This window comes from Candidiatus Paracoxiella cheracis (assembly GCF_049348705.1).
GTDB lineage: Bacteria > Pseudomonadota > Gammaproteobacteria > Coxiellales > Coxiellaceae > Paracoxiella > Paracoxiella cheracis.
In genome coordinates this window covers 1,675,240-1,693,106 of sequence record NZ_CP186485.1, presented here as the reverse complement: position 1 = coordinate 1,693,106, position 17,867 = coordinate 1,675,240, and the positions used below count along the sequence as shown (strand labels likewise).

The window sequence follows — 17,867 nt, the reverse complement described above, 5'->3', positions numbered from 1 at the left end:
GCCTTTATTTAGGGGGCAAGTAGTAACGAGTATGGTAGATAAATTACCTAATTTAATTCCACTCATTCCAGAAATGTTTGTTGTGGTGATGGCGTTGATTGCATTATTGACAGGCGCGTTCGCGTCTAAGCGTCAACACATCGTTTACTATTTGTCTCTAATCACTTTAGTTATCGCTGGGTGGTTGACCTGGCATGTCTATGCGCACTTTGATAATGCCCAAACGGTCTCGACATTCGGTCAAAGCTTTATTTTAGACCGACTTGCAGTGGTGTTGAAAATATTTATTTATTTGTCAGTGTTTTTAACCTTTGTTTACTCTCGTCAATACAACGACGATCGCAAAATTCCACGCAGTGAGTTCTACGTGCTGGCATTGTTGTCCATGGTTGGCATGATGGTTTTGGTTTCTTCGCATAACCTTTTAACCTTGTTTTTGGGGGTTGAATTGTTAGCACTGCCGACATATGCCATGGTTGCGATGCAGCGTGACAAAACGCGTTGTGTTGAAGCTGCAATGAAGTATTTTGTGATTGGCGCATTAGCCTCTGGCATGTTGCTTTACGGATTATCCATGATATTCGGTGCTACGAAGAGCTTAGACATGCTTACTATCGCTAAGGTGATTGCTGCTATACCCGCCAATCAACATTTAATACTCATATTTGGCTTAGTTTTCATCATCGCAGGGCTGGCTTTTAAAATAGGTGCAGCACCGTTTCATATGTGGATACCCGATGTGTATGATGGCGCGCCAACATCCGTTACGCTGTTTATTTCCACTGCCCCAAAAATTGCAGGATTTGCAATGATCATTCGATTGCTGGTCGATGCATTACCCGGATTGCATATCCAATGGCAGGAATTATTAATTGTCATTGCTATTTTATCGATGGGTATCGGAAATTTTGCAGCAATCGTACAAACAAATGTTAAACGACTGTTAGCGTATTCTTCTATTGCACACATGGGTTATATGTTATTAGGTATTCTTTGTGCGACGCAACGCGGTTATGCCGCGGCGATGTTTTACACGATCACTTATGCTATCATGACGTTAGGGTCATTTGGCATGTTGATTTTAATGAGCAAGGCAGGCTTTGAGGCCGAAGATCTAAAAGACCTTGCTGGCTTAGGTAATCGGAATCCATGGTTAGCATTTTTAATGATGTTAATGATGTTTTCATTAGCGGGTGTACCACCGTTAGTAGGATTCATTGCTAAAGTGGGCGTGTTAGAAGCGTTAATCATGGCGCACTTTGTTTGGTTGGCGGTGGTGGCTGTATTATTCGCGATTGTGGGTGCCTACTATTATATTCGTGTGGTGAAGGTGATGTTTTTCGAACGTCTGGAAAAAATCCCAGAACCCATTCATTACACGCTCGATTTAAAAATTGCCATAACGATAAATTGTCTGGCTGTTTTGGCAATTGGTATATTTCCCGGTTGGTTATTTGCGTTATCGCATCTAGCTTTTTAGTAGTTAAAATAAGGAGTACGTCAATGAAAAAAACATGGCTTATCAGCTTTGTGACTTTGGTAATTGGATTTATTATTGGTGTTGCATTAACAGTAATTTTTTATCCTTTTTTATTTCCACCTCCACAAGTGAATGAGCAAATCGTAAATATGGCGAGTAAAATGATTGTGGCCAAAGGAAGTTTTATTGGATTTGATCGAGTGCATTATGGTAAGGGAAATGTCACGATCTATAAAGATGGTTCGAAATACGAAGTCTTTCTAAATAAAAATTTTGAAGTGGGTCCGGGGCCTGCGTTTCATATTTACTTGTCTGAGTCAGCTAACATTACAACAAAACGGGCGTTTCAAACTGCTAAAAATTACGATCTTGGCATGCTGAAGAGCTTTAGTGGTAGTCAAGTCTATCAAGTGCCATCAGATATCGATTTTAGCAAGATAAAATCGGTCGTTGTGTGGTGTGTCTCTTTCCGACAGTTGATTTCGTCAGCGAATTTGAAACAGCAATAATTTTATTCTGCATATATTTTTTTTAAAGAAGGGCCCTAATGGGCCCTTCTAGCTTGAAAAGTGGTTATCTATGCTAAGATGGCTTGTGTTTTGGTCCATTTCTCTATACCATGTATCGTCGTCGATGCGGGGTGGAGCAGTCTGGCAGCTCGTCGGGCTCATAACCCGAAGGTCGTAGGTTCAAATCCTACCCCCGCTACCATAATTGTCATAACGGGGCTTTTAAGCCCTATTTTTTTTGAAGCGTGATGATTAAAACCGAGCAATTACAGCGCTTATTGGCGCCCACAGTTGAGAGTTTGGGCTACGAGTTGGTTGGATGTGAGCTGCACAGCCGACATCGCCATAGCCTATTGCGTGTTTATGTCGATCGTCCAGAGGGTGTGACCTTGGATGATTGTGCTAAAATTAGCAGGCAAATCAGTGCCATATTAGACGTAGAAGATCTGATCAGCGGTAGTTATGACCTGGAAGTTTCGTCACCAGGTATCGAGAGGCCCTTGTTTGCCTTGAATCACTACCAGCAATATATTGGACGAGGTGTTAAGCTTCGTCTGCGGATACCGCGCGAGGGGCAGCGCAATTATAAAGGGGTAATTAAGGCGGTTGAAGGTGAAAAAATCATCCTTCAACTAGATGAGGGATCGCTTGAATTGGATTTAAGCGAAATAGATAAGGCAAAACTGACTGCGGATTTCGCTAATCGCGAAAAGCGCTCCTGACTTTAGTTAAGGACCTTTGAGGTAATTGAAATGAAAAAGAGTGACATTTTATTAGTTGTGGACTCCATGTCCAATGAGCGAGGTCTTGCGAAAGAGGTGATCTTCGAAGCAATCGAGATCGCTTTGGCAACCGTTGCTGCGAAGCGCTACGAAGAAGATGTCTCTATCCGAGTCGCGATCAATCGCGATACAGGCGATTATCAGACCTTTCGTCGTTGGGTGGTTGTCGAAGACAGTGATGAGCCACTGGAATTGCCTGCGCAACAAATACTATTGAGTAAAGCTAAAGAAATTGATTCCGAGCTCAATGTCGGCGATGCCGTGGAAGAAACTATCGAATCTCCTGAATTTGGACGTATCGCAGCTCAGCAAGCTAAACAAGTCATTGTACAGAAGGTACGTGAAGCAGAGCGTGCAAAGATTGTTAAACAGTATGAAAAACACGTCGGTGAATTGATTATCGGTGTTGTCAAACGCGTAACGCGTGACAGTATTGTTTTAGACATGGGTGAGAATGCCGAAGCGCTATTGATGCGTGAAGAAATGATTCCGCGCGAAGCGTTTCGTGTGAATGATCGTCTGCGTGGTTATTTATATGAGGTGCGTGAAGAGCGTCGTGGACCACAACTATTAGTGAGCCGTACGCGCCCTGAATTTTTAATTGAATTGTTCAAGATTGAAGTGCCCGAAATTGGTGAAGAAGTCATCGAGATAAAAGGCGCTGCCCGCGATCCTGGCTCTCGCGCGAAAATTGCTGTCAAAACAAACGATGGTCGAATCGATCCGATTGGTGCATGTGTGGGTATGCGAGGTTCCCGTGTTCAGGCAGTGTCAAATGAATTAAACGGTGAGCGCATCGATATTGTATTATGGGATGATAACCCAGCACAACTAGTTATCAACGCAATGGCGCCAGCAGAAGTGGCATCGATTGTCGTAGATGAAGAAACACACACCATGGATTTGGCTGTGAATGAAGATCAATTATCACAAGCGATTGGCCGAAGTGGTCAAAATGTTCGCTTGGCCAGTGATCTTACGGGTTGGACACTTAATGTCATGACCGAGACCGATATGGCTTCTAAGCATGAAAGCGAATCGCATAAAATTAAAGCGTTATTCATGGAAAAATTGGATGTTGATGAAGACGTCGCAGAAGCGCTCATTCAAGAAGGTTTTACGAGCTTGGAAGAAATTGCCTATGTGCCAGCAGAAGAAATGCAAGCGGTCGAAGGATTTGATGAAGAAATTGCTGCTGAGTTACAACGACGTGCTAGTGATGTATTGTTAACACAAGAGATCGCAAGCGAAGAAGAGCTCGGTGATGTGAAACCAGCGGATGATTTATTAGAAGTAGAAGGTATGACACAACAGTTAGCGCGAAAATTAGCAAGCAAAGGCGTTGTGACACGTGATGACTTAGCGGAGCAATCCGTCGATGAGTTGTGTGATATCGTTGAAATGGATGAAGAGGCTGCTGCAAAATTGATTATGGCGGCTCGTGCGCATTGGTTTGCCGAAGAAGAAGAAAAATAATTAAGAGGGCATAAATGGCTGATGTCAGTATTAAACAACTCGCTAAATTGGTGCGAACGACACCTGAGCGTCTTTTAGAACAGCTAAAAGGTGCAGGTGTCGCTGTATCTGACGTGGATCAAACTATCAGCGATGAAGAAAAACGCAAGCTGTTAATGCATCTCAAACAAAGTCACGGTGTCGATGAGTCTGCTAAAAAACGCTCTAAGATTACACTCAAACGCAAAAAAACCACCGTCGTTGTTACACAAGGCAAAAAAAAGGTTAACGTTGAAGTTCGGGAAAAGCGGACCTATGTTAAGCCGCCCATTGTTGAAGAAAAACCATCTGTAGAAGAAAAAGAGCCTGAAATTACTGAAACGCCAGTTGTGGAAGAAACAGCAAAACAACCGGAGCCCACAGTAGAAACAGCAGTAGCGACAAAAGAAAAAGAAAAAGCAAAGGTAAAATCAAAAACTGCTCCGCCGCCAGCCGCCGATGATGACACCCAATCTTCTTCAAGACGGGGTCCACGTCGAGATTCTCGTACACATTCTCGAAGAGAGGAAATGCTGGAGCGCAAAGAGCTTCATATGACAAAGCACGCTGGTGATGCGCGTCGTAAAAGAAAAAAGACGACGAGGCCGGAAGCTCCCTCTGTGAGTTTAGAGCATGGTTTTGCAAAGCCGACTCAACCTGTGGTGCGTGAAGTAGCCATTCCTGAAAATATTACCGTTGCGGATTTAGCCTCAAAGATGTCGGTCAAAGCCGCCGAAGTGATTAAAATAATGATGGGTATGGGTGCTATGGTGACGATCAATCAAATGATTGATCAAGACACGGCAGCTATCGTTGTTGAGGAAATGGGCCATAAACCAAAATTGACGAAATCCGATGCTATCGAAGAAGATCTGATGATTGTTGAAGAGTCACAAGGTGAGCCAGTTTCTCGAGCTCCTGTAGTAACAATCATGGGACACGTGGATCACGGTAAAACATCCTTACTTGACTACATTCGTCGAACCAAAGTCACGAGTACGGAAGCCGGTGGTATTACGCAACATATCGGCGCATACCACGTCGATACCGATAAGGGCATGATTACTTTTCTAGATACACCGGGTCACGAAGCATTTACGGCAATGCGTGCACGTGGTGCGAAATGTACGGATATTGTTGTGTTAGTTGTCGCTGCAGATGATAGCGTCATGCCTCAAACTATTGAGGCGATTCAACATGCTCGTGCAGCGGAAGTGCCTATCGTTGTTGCCATTAATAAAATAGATAAGCCGGAGGCCGATCCTGATCGTATCAAAAACGAATTGTCAAAATACGAGGTGATTCCTGAAGATTGGGGTGGTGACACTATGTTCCAAAGTATCTCAGCGAAAACTGGTGATGGTGTCGATGATTTACTCGAAAGAATTTTGCTGCAAGCAGAAGTGTTGGAACTAAAAGCGGTTGATCAAGGTCCCGCTCAAGGCATGGTCATTGAATCGCGCCTAGATAAAGGTCGTGGCCCTGTTGCAACGATATTAGTCACATCCGGTAAGTTGCATAAAGGTGATATCTTATTGGCGGGTCGTGAATATGGTCGTGTGCGCGCCATGATCGGTGACGATGGTAACCCAACAGATGTTGCAGGCCCTTCAATTCCTGTTGAAATACTAGGATTATCGGGAACTCCGGTAGCTGGTGATAAAGCATTCGTTGTGAAAAATGAACGTAAGGCACGTGAAATTGCTCAATTCCGTCAAGGAAAATATCGTGAAGTGCGTTTAGCCAAACAACAAACGGCGAAATTGGAAAGTATTTTTGATCAAATGGGCGAAGGCCAACAAAGCGTCTTAAACATTGTGCTAAAAGCCGATGTGCAAGGTTCTGCAGAAGCGATTATGGAAGCGTTAGCAAAGCTTTCTACCGACGAAGTCAAGGTTAACATTATTGCCAGTGGTGTAGGAGGCATTACCGAGTCCGATGTCAATTTAGCGATTGCGTCTAATGCTGTTGTCATTGGATTTAACGTGCGTGCCGATGCTTCAACGCGATCATTAGTTGAAAAAGAGGGTGTGGATTTACGTTATTACAGCATTATTTACGACCTAATCGATGAAGTGAAAGCAGCGCTTAGCGGATTATTGGCACCAGAATACCAAGAAAAAATTGTGGGTCTGGCTCAGGTGCGTGAAGTATTTCGATCTTCAAAACTGGGTGCGATCGCAGGCTGTATGGTCGTTGAAGGTGTCATGCGTCGAAATCTACCTATTCGTGTATTGCGTGATAATGTGGTTATTTACGAAGGCGAATTGGAATCATTGCGTCGATTTAAAGAGGATGCGAGTGAAGTTCGAAACGGTATGGAATGTGGTATCGGCGTGAAAAATTATAATGATGTAAAAGTGGGTGACCAAATTGAAGCATATGAAAAGGTTCAAGTGAAACGGGAGCTTTGATTTGCTATGCCGAAATCAACCACACGCGCAAGACGAGTCGCTGATCTCATTCAGCATCAACTAGCTCGCATTCTGTTAAAAGAAATCAATGATCCAAGACTCAAAGATTTTTCTTTAACTGCGGTTGATGTATCACCGGACCTTCGTCAGGCAACAGTATTTTACACCGTGTTAAACACAGATAATCTCAAGGGCGTTGAAAAAGCCCTATCGAAAGCGTCAGGGTATCTGCGTCATCTTTTGGCGGATGCGACAGAACTGCGCTACGTGCCGCAGCTACGTTTTATTTACGATGAGTCTATTGAGCGTGGCTCACGAATGTCGGCTTTGATCGATAAAGCTATCGACGAAGACACGAAGCTACATCAAGACGGTGAGGAAGATGAGTCAGACCGCAAATAAAAAAGTGAAACGAAGTGTCAATGGTGTTTTGCTGCTAGATAAACCAACGGGTATTACGTCTAATAGAGCACTGCAGCTAGTAAAACGATTGTTTTATGCTAAAAAAGCAGGGCATACGGGCAGTCTAGATCCGTTAGCCAGTGGTATGTTGCCCATTTGTTTTGGCGAGGCAACAAAATTTTCGCAATATTTGTTGGATGCTGACAAAAGTTACTATGTCAAAGCAAAATTAGGTATTCGCACAGCAACAGCGGACGAGGAGGGTGACGTTATTGCGAAACGCGATGTACCCTCATTAACTCAAGCGCAAATTGACTCAGCTTTCGATGCTTTTCGTGGTGAGATTGAGCAAGTGCCATCGATGTTTTCAGCAGTTAAGCATAAAGGTCAACCCTTATATAAATTAGCGCGTCAAGGTATTGAGATTGAGCGAAAAAGTCGTCAGATTAAAATTTATGAATTAAATGTATTGGATTACAGCAATAATATTGTCACCTTTGAAGTGCGTTGTAGTAAAGGCACATACGTCCGTACTTTAGTTGATGATTTTGGTGAAAGCTTGGGATGTGGCGCGCATGTTATTCAACTGCGACGCTTAACGGTCGGTCATTTTCACATGGATCAGATGATTTCAATGGAAACGCTTGAAAAAACGGATGAGCAAACCTTAATGAATTATTTATTGCCACTTGAATCTACCGTGGCGAATTGGCCTGCGATTGAGTTAGAAAGACATACTGCCTTTTACTTGAAACAAGGCCAAGCGGTCATGGTTCCAAAAGCTCCTACACAAGGTTGGTTGCGACTCTTACAAAAAGATGGTCGATTCATTGGGGTCGGCGAAATACTGTGTGATGGTAAGGTTGCTCCCCGCCGTTTAATTACTGATTTTTGAGGTGAACGATTATGACACACAAAGTTTCCAAAATTTTATTTATTGGCTATGATCGAACACAAACAAATTTAATAGCCGAGATAGAAAACTTAGGGTATAGCGTTGATCACAGTAGTGAGAAAATTACGAATTTTAGTGAATGGGATTGTGTCATCAGCTTCGGTTATCGTCATCTAATAGAGCCGCATGAAATGGATACGGCTAAACGCCCCATCATTAATTTGCATATTGCTTACCTTCCCTACAATAGGGGCGCACATCCTAATTTTTGGGCTCTTTTTGAAAATACGCCTTCAGGTGTCACAATCCATGAAATCGATGGGGGTGTCGATACAGGGCCGATCATAGCGCAGCGCTATATTAACTTTAAAAAAGAAGAAAGCACGTTTGCATTGACGTATTCAAGATTAATGAAAGAGCTAGAATCCCTTTTCATGGAGATGGTTCCATCTATTATTTCTGGTAATTACTCGGCAAGAAAGCAGAGGGGCAAGGGTTCTTACCATGCAGCTAAAGATTTACCAAAAGAAATGAAGACGTGGGATGTCGATATAATGTTAACGATTGAAAAATTAGACGCTTCAGTTTCCTCAAAAGTAAAGAACGACCTTGCGATCATTGATGCGATCGAGCAAGCAAGACGCGGGAATAATGTTAATTGGATGGATTTATTGAGGATCGGCGTAAGGCACGCTCCTAAAGAGACTAAATCCATTTTAAGCAAAATAAACAACACCGATAACGAAATATCAAACTTTTTCTCACAGCTTTGTGAAGACGAAACGCTATATTGAAAAAGACTACTTTTTCTCTTTATCGCCAGGCTGCTTAGCGGCGGGTGCCTCCAAATCAAAATAGCGGCCGAGTCCTAACAACTGTATAAATTCCGCAACGACAAATATCGGTGCGATGAGAACTTGAGAAATATTGGCTAAGAAAGCCGGTTTTGCTTTTTCAAAGGCATGACCGATGAATTGCAACACCCATCCGCCGATAAATAAGATAAGAAATACAATTAAATTTGCGGTCGTAGGTCTGGGATAAGCGATCCAAAAGCAAATGAGGTTTAAAATCACTAACACGACGGTCATCACAACGGCTAATTTGATATCTAAAAAATAATAATAAATAAGCAGTGCGATGACTGCGAGCCAAGCAAACGTAATATTCCAATGGCCGGCAAAAGAAACCCAAACCCAGTTTAGTAATAAGGTAGTGCCTCATTTTTGTTGATGTGATATATTTTGCTATTTCAGAAAATCATTAGGATAAGGATTGCATGAATGGCAAGAATCAATGTTGCTTGCCCCTGCTGCTGTTTACATGAGGTTGTAAAATTTGGCGTCAGCAGTACAGGAAAGCAAAGGTTTCAATGTAAAAATAATGCTTGTGAGAAAAATACATTTCTTCTAGATTACACACATAATGCTCGTGCCCCTGGTGTTAAAGATAAAATAGTTGATATGGCAATGAATGGTAGTGGCGTCAGAGATACTGCAGGCGTTTTACGTATTAGCATTAACACTGTTATTGGTGAATTAAAAAAAAGGGTGAAGGTTTGGAGAGCGTCAATACACGACTTTTAAAGGAAAAAGAATCACTTGGTGCGTCTGTTACTGTTAATGTTGTACAAGTTGAAGAAGCGGAGCTGGATGAAATGTGGAGTTTTGTTCGAAATAAACAGAATCAACGTTGGCTTTGGCATGCGATTGATCACCATACACATGAGGTGTTAGCTTATCATTTTGGTCCAAGAAAAGATTCAGCATTTAAAGCACTGAAAGAAAAACTGAGCTCATTTGATATCAACTTTTACTATACAGATGATTGGGGTGCTTATGAAAGACACCTGCCTCAATCAAAACATTTGGTGGGAAAGCAAAATACCCAAGCGATTGAACGAAAGCATCTCACGTTGCGCACACGAATAAAGCGATTAGCGAGAAAGACGATTTGCTTTTCTAAACTGGATAAATTGCACGACATTGTCATCGGATTATTTATCAATAGGCACGAGTTTGGGAGGGTTATTTAGATGCCATCAACAAAAATGAGGCACCACCAGTAATAACAAAGCACCGATTACAATAGCTGGAATTCCGATATAATGAAAGAGTTTGTTGGTGGGGGTGGTGTGTTGTTGGCGATATTCAGCTAACTGTTTAGCAAGCGATTTCATGCGTAATTCTCCCTAACAGATGTGTTAACTTCAATTATAGCTTGCTTTCCTTAGGGTTCAATCTCTAAAATTAAGATCAGATATTGCTCAGCATGCGTAAGCGAGGTACCATGATGTTGCCTTGCAACAATGAAATTCTTCTAGCTTGCTGTAAAATAACGATATTTTTTAACTAAAAGAGAAAGACAATGAGAAAAATCGCAACAATAGGAGCAACCGCAGTGCTTGCCGCAGGGCTTGTGGGTTGTACTCCAGGTAACAACATTCCTGGCTCGACAATTGCGGGTACCGCGGCCGGAGGTTTACTCGGTGCGGCTCTTTTCCACGGTTCAGGTGCTTGGATTGGTATTTTAGGTGGCGCCTTGGCTGGTGGTGTTATCGGTAACTTTGTGGGTAAAAAAATGGATGCTAATGACAGGGCGCGTATGGCACAAGCAGTGACAACAACACCTGTTGGCAGTCAAGCGCAATGGACTAACAGCCATAATGTACATTACACAGTAACGCCTGTTAAAAATTACCATCATCAAGGGCGATATTGTCGTGAATATCGTACGAAAGTCCAAATTGGTGATCGTACACAAAACGCCTATGGCACTGCGTGTCGTCAACCTGATGGTAGTTGGAAAATCGTCAAGTAAAATACTTTAAACTTCTCCCCAAATAGGGGAGAAGCCATTTTGAGTAAATACAAATGATAGTTGATGACATTAGCACAATTAAAGTTCCCACTCCCAATGTTCGAATGCGACGCTTACGTCATCACCATCAATTACGTGAATTAATTACCGAACATCGTTTGTCTGTCAAAGATCTTGTGCTCCCTTTGTTTATTAAAGCAGGTAAAAATATTAAAACGCCTATTGTTTCTATGCCGGGGCATTATCAGTTGAGCGTTGATCAATTAGACGAAGAAATTAAATCGATCGAAGCGGCACGCATTCCTGCTGTTATTTTATTTGGCATTCCAACGAATAAAGATGGCTTGGGTTCTGCATCATTGACAGCCGATGGAGTAGTACAGCAAGCAATCGAGAAAATTAAATCCCTATCTTCAGATTTATTAATCATCGCCGATTTGTGTTTTTGCGAATATACCGATCATGGGCACTGTGGTGTTGTCATCGAAAAAAAGGGTAATTACTCGGTTGATAACGATCAAACCTTATCGTTATTAGTTGCACAAGCTGTGAGTTTAGCAAAAGCGGGTGCCGATGTAATTGCGCCGAGTGGCATGATGGATGGTATGGTAAAAGCGATTCGTTACGGCTTAGACCAGCACGGGTTTACAGATATTCCTATCTTAAGTTATGCCGTCAAATATGCCTCAGGATTTTATGGGCCGTTTCGCGAGGCAGCCGAAGGTGCGCCACAATTTGGTGATCGGCGATCTTACCAAATGAATCCGGCAAATGCTGCCGTGAGTTTGCGTGAAGCCGAGCTTGACGTCGCTGAAGGTGCTGACATGTTAATGGTAAAACCGGCGCATACTTATTTAGATATTATTTATCGCATCAAGCAAAAATTCCCGTCGGTGCCGTTAGGTGCCTACCACGTCAGTGGTGAATTTGCGATGATTAAAGCGGCTGCGGCTAATGGTTGGTTGGACGAAAAAACAGTGGTATTAGAGAGTTTATTAGCGATCAAACGGGCAGGTGCCGATTTTATTATTACCTATTTTGCAAAGGACGTAGCTGCATTAGGAGTTAAGGATTAGCAACATGGTTAAGACCAAAACCATTTATGCCTGCCAGCATTGCGGTTCGCAATATTCAAAATGGCAGGGACAGTGCAGCGAATGTGGAAAATGGAATACCATTGTTGAAGAAGTCGCTGTTTCCAAATCTTCCCATCGTCGATCGAGTGGTTATGCTGGTACAGAATCCGCAATGACATTACTTGCCGATGTGCAAATGCAGGCACAAGCGCGATTGGCGACAGGTTTGGCGGAATTCGATCATGTGCTGGGTGGCGGTTTAGTGTCCGATTCGGTTGTGTTAATCGGCGGCGATCCGGGCGTTGGAAAATCCACCGTTTTATTGCAAATCTTGAGCCAACTTTCCAAAAATTATCGTCCGTTGTATGTCACGGGTGAAGAATCCTTACAACAAATTGCTTTGCGTGCGGAACGATTAGGATTGGCACGCGATAAATTAACATTGTTAGCAGAAACTAATGTAGAGCGCATTATTGCGTTAGCACAACAATACAAGCCTCAAGTGATGGTGATCGATTCGGTTCAAACGGTTTATACGGAATTGGTACAGTCGGCACCCGGTGGGGTGGGGCAAGTGCGTGAAAGTGCAGCCCAATTGGTACAATATGCGAAACAAAGTGGAACGGCTTTATTTTTAGTGGGCCATGTCACCAAAGAAGGCTCCATTGCTGGGCCGCGTGTTTTAGAACACATGGTTGATGCGGTTTTGTATTTCGAAGGCAGAAATGATAGTAAATATCGGGTCATTCGTGCCGTTAAAAATCGCTTTGGCGCGATTAATGAAATCGGTGTTTTTGCGATGACCGATAAAGGATTAAAGCAAGTCAACAATCCGTCCGCGATATTTTTATCGCACTATGAGGCACCGGTTTCCGGCAGTGTCGTGATGGTGACCTGGGAAGGCAGTCGCCCTTTATTGGTTGAAGTGCAAGCGTTGGTGGACGAGAGTCATTTAGCTAATCCACGTCGTGTGACTGTAGGTTTAGATCACAATCGTTTATCCATGTTACTCGCGACCTTGCATCGGCATGGTGGTGTGGCGACTTACGATCAAGATGTTTTCGTGAATGTAGTGGGTGGTTTGCGTGTTGTTGAAACGGGTGCGGATTTAGCGATTGTTTTATCGGTACTATCTAGTTTGCGTAATAAACCGTTGCCATCAGATTTAGTGGTGTTTGGCGAAGTCGGTTTAGCTGGTGAGATTCGTCCGGTTTCGGGTGGGCAAGAACGATTAAAAGAAGCAAAAAAGCATGGTTTTAAAAGAGCCATTGTACCAAAGGCCAATGCGCCGAAGTCAATATCTACCGATATCGAAGTGATTGCTGTTGAGCGTTTGCAACAGGCATTAAGTGAATAAAGAATTTCAGTTGAAATCGATAAATGGTATCGGACTGATATCTCATGTAAAATGCGGTCTTTATGCCGGCTGAAGAGGATTTCCACTATGTTTGATCGCGATGAAAGTATTGAAAGCTTTGACCCCGAGGTTTGGGCGGCGGTTCAAGGTGAAGAGCAGCGCCAAGAGGACCATGTTGAATTAATCGCCTCTGAAAACTATGTCAGTCCACGAGTGCTCGAGCTACAAGGGTCTGTTCTGACCAATAAATACGCCGAAGGCTATCCCCGCAAACGTTACTACGGTGGTTGTGAGTTTGTGGACATTGTGGAGCAATTAGCTATCGATCGTGCGAAAGTCCTGTTCAAGGCGGATTACGCAAATGTGCAGCCCCATTCAGGCTCCCAAGCCAACGCAGCGGCTTACATGGCCATGATGCAGCCGGGTGATACATTGCTCGGTATGGATCTATCCAACGGTGGCCACTTGACTCATGGTGCTAAAGTGAATTTTTCCGGCAAACTTTACAATGCTTATCATTACGGACTTAACAACGAAGGCATCATCGATTATGATCAAGCCGCGTTGTTGGCTGAAGAACATCGGCCCAAAGTGATTTTAGCTGGATTTTCGGCGTATTCCGGTATCGTCGATTGGCAGCGATTCCGTGAAATTGCCGATGAGGTGAATGCTTATTTCATGGTCGATATGGCTCATATTGCAGGATTGGTTGCGGCGGGATTATATCCTTCTCCCGTTAATATCGCCGATGTGACGACCACCACTACGCATAAAACATTACGGGGTCCACGTGCAGGTTTGATTTTGGCGCGCTCAAACCCGGAGTTGGAAAAACGGCTCAATTCAGCCATCTTTCCAGGAACTCAAGGTGGGCCACTGATGCATGTTATTGCGGCGAAGGCCTTGGCTCTAAAAGAAGCGATGCAACCTGAATTTATCGAGTATCAAAAACAAGTGATTAAAAATGCAAAAACTATGGCGAAAGTTGTGATGGAGCGAAATTATGCTGTTGTTTCGGGTGGTACTGAAAACCACATGTTTTTAGTGAGCCTTATCGATAAAGACATTTCAGGAAAAGATGCAGAAGAGGCTTTAGGCCAGGCTAACATTACAGTGAATAAAAATACGGTTCCTGGTGAGGTGCGTTCACCTTTCGTGACGAGTGGGTTACGCATCGGCACGCCGGCTGTTACAACGCGAGGGCTTCAAGAAAGGGAAGTCACCTTATTAGCTAATTGGATTTGTGATATTTTAGATGATATACACAACGACTTGGTGATCACCGATATCAAACAAAAAACAGTTGAACTATGTCGTCGATTTCCGGTCTACACGAAAGAAGAAATTTTGAGATAGTCAATACAAGTTTTCGCCGTTTCTTTCTAAAAAGTATGGAATAAATATGTTTTGTCCATTTTGTGATGCTGAAGATACCAAAGTTATCGACTCACGTTTAAATGATGAGGGTTCTCAGGTGCGAAGGCGCCGTGAATGTCTTCAATGTGGAGAGCGCTTTACAACGTATGAAACGGCAGAGTTAAATCTCCCACGAATCATCAAAAGAGATGGTCGTCGTAGTGCATTTGATCCTGAAAAATTGCGTGCTGGCTTGCTGAAAGCGCTGGAGAAACGACCAATCGATACAGATCAAATTGAGGCAGCTATAGACAGTATTATGCATAAATTGCGTGCTACAGGTGAGCGTGAAGTCAATTCGCAATTTTTGGGTGAGTTAGTGATGGATGAATTGCGTGCGTTGGATGAAGTGGCTTATGTGCGTTTCGCTTCTGTCTATCGCAGTTTTCAAGACGTGAATGCATTTCATGAAGAAATACAGCGCTTGCAAAATCAACAAAGAAAAAACGATGACAACTAAAAATTTATCACGCCATAATGCAAGACGTTATGCCGTTCAAGCGCTTTATCAATGGTATTTCAATGAGACAAACCCCGAAGAAATAATCCGTCAATTTACCGAAGAAGCCGATCATCATGAGGTGGATATGGTTTATTTTAAAGATTTAGTAACCGGGACGATTCAACACATCGCCATGATCGATGAATTGATGATTACGCGCTTAGATCGTGGAATAAAAAACTTAAACCCGGTGGAGTTATCGATACTACGTTTGGCCGTTTATGAACTCGTGCATTGTAAAGATATTCCCTATAAAGTTGTGATTAACGAAGCATTGGAGTTAACGAAAGAGTTTGGTGCCAAAGAAGGGTATAAATACGTTAATGGCGTATTAGATGCGATTGCTCCAAAAATTCGTTCCTAAATAACATGAACAAGTCACTCTACACATATAACGTCGGATCGTTGATTCCCGCTGCTTGAAACCCTTTCATTCGTAGAACGCAGCTAGTGCATTGTCCACATGCCTCACCTTCGGATGTGGGTTTATAGCAAGTCACTGTGATGCTGTAGTCAACACCCAAACTCGTGCCAAGCTTTATGGTTTGAGCTTTATCTAACTGAATAAGAGGGGTATGAATTTTAATTGTGCCGCCTTCTATAACCTTTTTGGTGGCTAGGTCAGCCATGGCTTGAAACGCTTGCATGTATTCCGGACGGCAGTCGGGGTAATCAGGGGAGTCAACAGCGCTGACACCGATAAAAATGTGTTGGGCGTCTAAAGCCTCTGCCCATCCTAATGCGACTGCCAGAAAAATTGTATTTCGTGCGGGTACATAAGTAATCGGGATATCGTTATAGTGTGAATGATTATGATGGGGCACATCTATTTGAGTATCGGTTAATGCGGAGCCGCCAAATTGTCCAATGGGCAAATTAAAAATCCGATGCTCTTTAACGCCAATAGATTGAGCGACGTTTTCAGCGGCACGTAATTCAATGCGTTGACGTTGACCGTAATCGAACGTCAATGCATAACAGTCATAACCGTCATGTTTGGCAATGGCTAAAGATGTTGCGGAGTCAATGCCGCCCGAAACAAGAATAATTGCTTTGCTATTCATATTGTCTGATATCTTATAACAAGCAGTGTTAAAGTGAAATACAGTGTTATTCATTGCTGTTACCTGTTTTTTCATAAATGCATCTATAGATTATTGACAATAAAAAAATAGTTGAACACTCAGCCGTGTTAAATTTATGAGCGCCTTTAGAAATCCATTCTCGTATTGGCAAGCAATTGAAATCGATAAAATGTTTTATGTTTTTAAAACGATTTCTAGAGGTGCCCTTAAGTGAAATTTTCAGGGTGCAAATAAACAACTCAATGGAATCTTGAATTGTAGTAATGTCGGTGTTAGCATGATCTTGCTCCTTTTGCGTGACGTTGTTTTGCATTTGTGAGCTGCCCCTCCAGCTGCCCCTCCAGCTGCCCCTCCAGCTGCCCCTCCAGCTGCCCCTCCAGCTGCCCCTCCAGCTGCCCCTCCAGCTGCCCCTCCAGCTGCCCCTCCAGCTGCACCCTGGAGGGGCTTTTTTCTTACACATGACGCGTAAAATTACCTATATTCTCTCATCTTTTTTCTTAAGGTTCAATTAAGGATTTTTATTTTTCACTATTTTTATATGGTTTAAAGAATTTTTATACGTATAATTAGTTTTAGTATTCATCATTTCTTAGGTAATTATAATTTTATAAACCCCGGTATATTTTGTGTATTCAGAGTTGAATAAAATCATAGCCTTTTTAGGAGCATGATTACATGAGTAATGCAAACACGCATGCAAAATATCGTATTAAATCATTAAACCTAAAATCAAATTTGTTATTTGTGATTGAAGAAATTGGTAAGCCGGGTGAATTTCGAGTGACAGCAGAAACAATATTAAGTCATCCTGATATGTTGCATGAGTTTGCAGAAGGCCATGTTGAGCGGATTTTATGCGCAGCGAAGATTGAATGGGATAAAAATAAAGACTAGTAGTCAACTTTTGCTTGCGCCATTACACCGAGAAATTGATCTGCATCGTTAAATCGGGAGACCTTGATATCTTCAAAATCTGGATTGAGTGATTTTAAATAGCGATCATCCCCATCGATTAAAACTTGTTTCAAACGCGCTTCATTTTCACCGTGGAGATGTACCACGACAAAATCTCTGTCTTGTGGATTACGTTTTGGTTCCACAATGATGGTCGTACCTTCTGGAAACAGCGGTTCCATGGCACGACCCTGAATAACGAGGCTGTAAGCTAATTTGCTGACATTGGCATCTGTCGATATAAAAATAGCATCATTTGCATTTTGGTAAACAGGTTGGTTTTCAGGCCATGTGATCGCATCCTTCCAAGAAATCAGTGGTACGCGGTTCCATCCACGATGCTCGGTGCTCACACGAAGAAAGGATTGATCATTGGGCAATAATTCTTCACCAATCAACTGACTAACACTCACCATAAAGTAGTGTGCAATCGGCTTAATAGTCGCTAGCTTAGGATTGACATTTTGACCCGTCGAAAGGCGGTGGATAATAGGCTGAGCAATGCCCGTTCTCCGTGCTAACTCACTTGCATTTATCTGCGCCAGTGACATTAAAGTTTTTAAGTTGGTACTTAGCGAAGCCATATGGGATTCCTTCTTGTGGCTAGGCATCTAAATTATTATGCACAACATTACAGTAGTTCTCAATCATACTTTTACATTTTTAAATTATTTAATGTTC

The 17,867-nt window shown here is 42.7% G+C and carries 19 protein-coding genes, 1 tRNA gene and 2 pseudogenes; 18 read left to right on the top strand and 4 right to left on the bottom strand.

Going from position 1 to position 17,867, the window contains the following annotated elements:
- The first annotated feature begins 31 nt into the window (after window positions 1-31).
- The 9 genes from nuoN to ACJMKR_RS08855 all read left to right on the top strand — a co-directional run bounded on the left by nuoN (window position 32) and on the right by ACJMKR_RS08855 (window position 8,770).
- The gene (nuoN, locus tag ACJMKR_RS08895; protein ID WP_423062747.1) at window positions 32-1,480 is read left to right on the top strand and encodes an NADH-quinone oxidoreductase subunit NuoN; all 1,449 of its coding nucleotides are present in this window, start codon (window positions 32-34) and stop codon (window positions 1,478-1,480) included.
- Between the two features lie 23 nt (window positions 1,481-1,503).
- Window positions 1,504-1,989 carry a DM13 domain-containing protein gene (locus ACJMKR_RS08890; protein WP_423062746.1) on the top strand — a complete coding sequence of 162 codons (486 nt, stop codon included), beginning with the start codon at window positions 1,504-1,506 and terminating at the stop codon, window positions 1,987-1,989.
- A 125-nt stretch (window positions 1,990-2,114) separates the two neighbouring features.
- A tRNA-Met gene (locus ACJMKR_RS08885) sits at window positions 2,115-2,191 on the top strand.
- Window positions 2,192-2,237: 46 nt separating this feature from the next.
- The gene (rimP, locus tag ACJMKR_RS08880; protein WP_423064224.1) at window positions 2,238-2,711 is read left to right on the top strand and encodes a ribosome maturation factor RimP; all 474 of its coding nucleotides are present in this window, start codon (window positions 2,238-2,240) and stop codon (window positions 2,709-2,711) included.
- Between the two features lie 30 nt (window positions 2,712-2,741).
- A complete protein-coding gene (gene nusA / locus ACJMKR_RS08875) occupies window positions 2,742-4,247 on the top strand; it encodes a transcription termination factor NusA (protein WP_423062745.1) in 1,506 nt (501 codons plus the stop codon).
- A 14-nt stretch (window positions 4,248-4,261) separates the two neighbouring features.
- Window positions 4,262-6,679 carry a translation initiation factor IF-2 gene (gene infB, locus ACJMKR_RS08870; RefSeq protein WP_423062744.1) on the top strand — a complete coding sequence of 806 codons (2,418 nt, stop codon included), beginning with the start codon at window positions 4,262-4,264 and terminating at the stop codon, window positions 6,677-6,679.
- A 6-nt stretch (window positions 6,680-6,685) separates the two neighbouring features.
- Window positions 6,686-7,081, top strand: a complete 396-nt coding sequence (gene rbfA / locus ACJMKR_RS08865) for a 30S ribosome-binding factor RbfA (protein WP_423062743.1) — start codon at window positions 6,686-6,688, stop codon at window positions 7,079-7,081.
- On the top strand, window positions 7,062-7,976 hold the full coding sequence (gene truB / locus ACJMKR_RS08860) for a tRNA pseudouridine(55) synthase TruB (protein WP_423062742.1): 915 nt from the start codon (window positions 7,062-7,064) through the stop codon (window positions 7,974-7,976). Before rbfA ends, truB begins: the two co-directional genes overlap by 20 nt.
- A gap of 11 nt (window positions 7,977-7,987) precedes the next feature.
- Entirely contained in the window at window positions 7,988-8,770 is a 783-nt protein-coding gene (locus tag ACJMKR_RS08855) for a formyltransferase family protein (protein ID WP_423062741.1), read from the top strand.
- A 6-nt stretch (window positions 8,771-8,776) separates the two neighbouring features.
- Here ACJMKR_RS08855 and ACJMKR_RS08850 read toward each other — a convergent pair whose 3' ends face one another.
- Window positions 8,777-9,058, bottom strand: a complete 282-nt coding sequence (locus tag ACJMKR_RS08850) for an Mpo1-like protein (protein WP_423062740.1) — start codon at window positions 9,056-9,058, stop codon at window positions 8,777-8,779.
- Window positions 9,059-9,259: 201 nt separating this feature from the next.
- Here ACJMKR_RS08850 and ACJMKR_RS08845 point away from each other — a divergent pair.
- Window positions 9,260-9,313, top strand: a pseudogene (locus tag ACJMKR_RS08845) (hypothetical protein); the annotation flags it as partial.
- A 3-nt stretch (window positions 9,314-9,316) separates the two neighbouring features.
- Window positions 9,317-10,011 (top strand): annotated as a pseudogene (locus tag ACJMKR_RS08840) (IS1 family transposase); the annotation flags it as partial.
- 6 nt (window positions 10,012-10,017) lie between these two features.
- Here the strand turns inward: ACJMKR_RS08840 and ACJMKR_RS08835 are convergent.
- Complete coding sequence (locus ACJMKR_RS08835; RefSeq protein WP_423062739.1) at window positions 10,018-10,155, bottom strand: Mpo1-like protein; 138 nt, start codon at window positions 10,153-10,155, stop codon at window positions 10,018-10,020.
- Between the two features lie 188 nt (window positions 10,156-10,343).
- Between ACJMKR_RS08835 and ACJMKR_RS08830 the strand changes: the two genes are divergently transcribed.
- From ACJMKR_RS08830 to nusB, 6 genes are all read left to right on the top strand, one after another.
- On the top strand, window positions 10,344-10,796 hold the full coding sequence (locus ACJMKR_RS08830) for an RT0821/Lpp0805 family surface protein (protein WP_423062738.1): 453 nt from the start codon (window positions 10,344-10,346) through the stop codon (window positions 10,794-10,796).
- Window positions 10,797-10,849: 53 nt separating this feature from the next.
- Complete coding sequence (hemB, locus tag ACJMKR_RS08825; RefSeq protein WP_423062737.1) at window positions 10,850-11,872, top strand: porphobilinogen synthase; 1,023 nt, start codon at window positions 10,850-10,852, stop codon at window positions 11,870-11,872.
- A gap of 4 nt (window positions 11,873-11,876) precedes the next feature.
- Window positions 11,877-13,229 carry a DNA repair protein RadA gene (gene radA / locus ACJMKR_RS08820; RefSeq protein ID WP_423062736.1) on the top strand — a complete coding sequence of 451 codons (1,353 nt, stop codon included), beginning with the start codon at window positions 11,877-11,879 and terminating at the stop codon, window positions 13,227-13,229.
- A gap of 87 nt (window positions 13,230-13,316) precedes the next feature.
- Window positions 13,317-14,585: a serine hydroxymethyltransferase gene (gene glyA / locus ACJMKR_RS08815; protein ID WP_423062735.1), complete on the top strand. Its 1,269-nt coding sequence runs from the start codon at window positions 13,317-13,319 to the stop codon at window positions 14,583-14,585.
- A gap of 46 nt (window positions 14,586-14,631) precedes the next feature.
- A complete protein-coding gene (gene nrdR, locus ACJMKR_RS08810; protein WP_423062734.1) occupies window positions 14,632-15,105 on the top strand; it encodes a transcriptional regulator NrdR in 474 nt (157 codons plus the stop codon).
- A complete protein-coding gene (nusB, locus tag ACJMKR_RS08805; protein WP_423062733.1) occupies window positions 15,095-15,511 on the top strand; it encodes a transcription antitermination factor NusB in 417 nt (138 codons plus the stop codon). The genes nrdR and nusB overlap by 11 nt, the downstream gene beginning before the upstream one ends.
- Window positions 15,512-15,530: 19 nt before the next feature.
- On the opposite strand, the gene queC is transcribed toward nusB, so the two are convergent.
- On the bottom strand, window positions 15,531-16,211 hold the full coding sequence (gene queC / locus ACJMKR_RS08800) for a 7-cyano-7-deazaguanine synthase QueC (RefSeq protein WP_423062732.1): 681 nt from the start codon (window positions 16,209-16,211) through the stop codon (window positions 15,531-15,533).
- Window positions 16,212-16,907: 696 nt separating this feature from the next.
- Here queC and ACJMKR_RS08795 point away from each other — a divergent pair.
- The gene (locus ACJMKR_RS08795; RefSeq protein WP_423062731.1) at window positions 16,908-17,126 is read left to right on the top strand and encodes a hypothetical protein; all 219 of its coding nucleotides are present in this window, start codon (window positions 16,908-16,910) and stop codon (window positions 17,124-17,126) included.
- Here the strand turns inward: ACJMKR_RS08795 and ACJMKR_RS08790 are convergent.
- A complete protein-coding gene (locus tag ACJMKR_RS08790) occupies window positions 17,123-17,770 on the bottom strand; it encodes a S24 family peptidase (protein ID WP_423062730.1) in 648 nt (215 codons plus the stop codon). The genes ACJMKR_RS08795 and ACJMKR_RS08790 overlap by 4 nt on opposite strands.
- Window positions 17,771-17,867: the final 97 nt, after the last annotated feature.

Excerpts from the sequence above, each read along its gene's own strand:
- nuoN (WP_423062747.1), top strand. The coding sequence starts at position 32 with ATGGTAGATAAATTACCTAATTTAATTCCACTCATTCCAGAAATGTTT.
- ACJMKR_RS08890 (WP_423062746.1), top strand. The coding sequence starts at position 1,504 with ATGAAAAAAACATGGCTTATCAGCTTTGTGACTTTGGTAATTGGATTT.
- rimP (WP_423064224.1), top strand. The coding sequence starts at position 2,238 with ATGATTAAAACCGAGCAATTACAGCGCTTATTGGCGCCCACAGTTGAG.
- nusA (WP_423062745.1), top strand. The coding sequence starts at position 2,742 with ATGAAAAAGAGTGACATTTTATTAGTTGTGGACTCCATGTCCAATGAG.
- infB (WP_423062744.1), top strand. The coding sequence starts at position 4,262 with ATGGCTGATGTCAGTATTAAACAACTCGCTAAATTGGTGCGAACGACA.
- rbfA (WP_423062743.1), top strand. The coding sequence starts at position 6,686 with ATGCCGAAATCAACCACACGCGCAAGACGAGTCGCTGATCTCATTCAG.
- truB (WP_423062742.1), top strand. The coding sequence starts at position 7,062 with ATGAGTCAGACCGCAAATAAAAAAGTGAAACGAAGTGTCAATGGTGTT.
- ACJMKR_RS08855 (WP_423062741.1), top strand. The coding sequence starts at position 7,988 with ATGACACACAAAGTTTCCAAAATTTTATTTATTGGCTATGATCGAACA.
- ACJMKR_RS08835 (WP_423062739.1), bottom strand. The coding sequence starts at position 10,155 with ATGAAATCGCTTGCTAAACAGTTAGCTGAATATCGCCAACAACACACC.
- ACJMKR_RS08830 (WP_423062738.1), top strand. The coding sequence starts at position 10,344 with ATGAGAAAAATCGCAACAATAGGAGCAACCGCAGTGCTTGCCGCAGGG.
- hemB (WP_423062737.1), top strand. The coding sequence starts at position 10,850 with ATGATAGTTGATGACATTAGCACAATTAAAGTTCCCACTCCCAATGTT.
- radA (WP_423062736.1), top strand. The coding sequence starts at position 11,877 with ATGGTTAAGACCAAAACCATTTATGCCTGCCAGCATTGCGGTTCGCAA.
- glyA (WP_423062735.1), top strand. The coding sequence starts at position 13,317 with ATGTTTGATCGCGATGAAAGTATTGAAAGCTTTGACCCCGAGGTTTGG.
- nrdR (WP_423062734.1), top strand. The coding sequence starts at position 14,632 with ATGTTTTGTCCATTTTGTGATGCTGAAGATACCAAAGTTATCGACTCA.
- nusB (WP_423062733.1), top strand. The coding sequence starts at position 15,095 with ATGACAACTAAAAATTTATCACGCCATAATGCAAGACGTTATGCCGTT.
- queC (WP_423062732.1), bottom strand. The coding sequence starts at position 16,211 with ATGAATAGCAAAGCAATTATTCTTGTTTCGGGCGGCATTGACTCCGCA.
- ACJMKR_RS08795 (WP_423062731.1), top strand. The coding sequence starts at position 16,908 with ATGAGTAATGCAAACACGCATGCAAAATATCGTATTAAATCATTAAAC.
- ACJMKR_RS08790 (WP_423062730.1), bottom strand. The coding sequence starts at position 17,770 with ATGGCTTCGCTAAGTACCAACTTAAAAACTTTAATGTCACTGGCGCAG.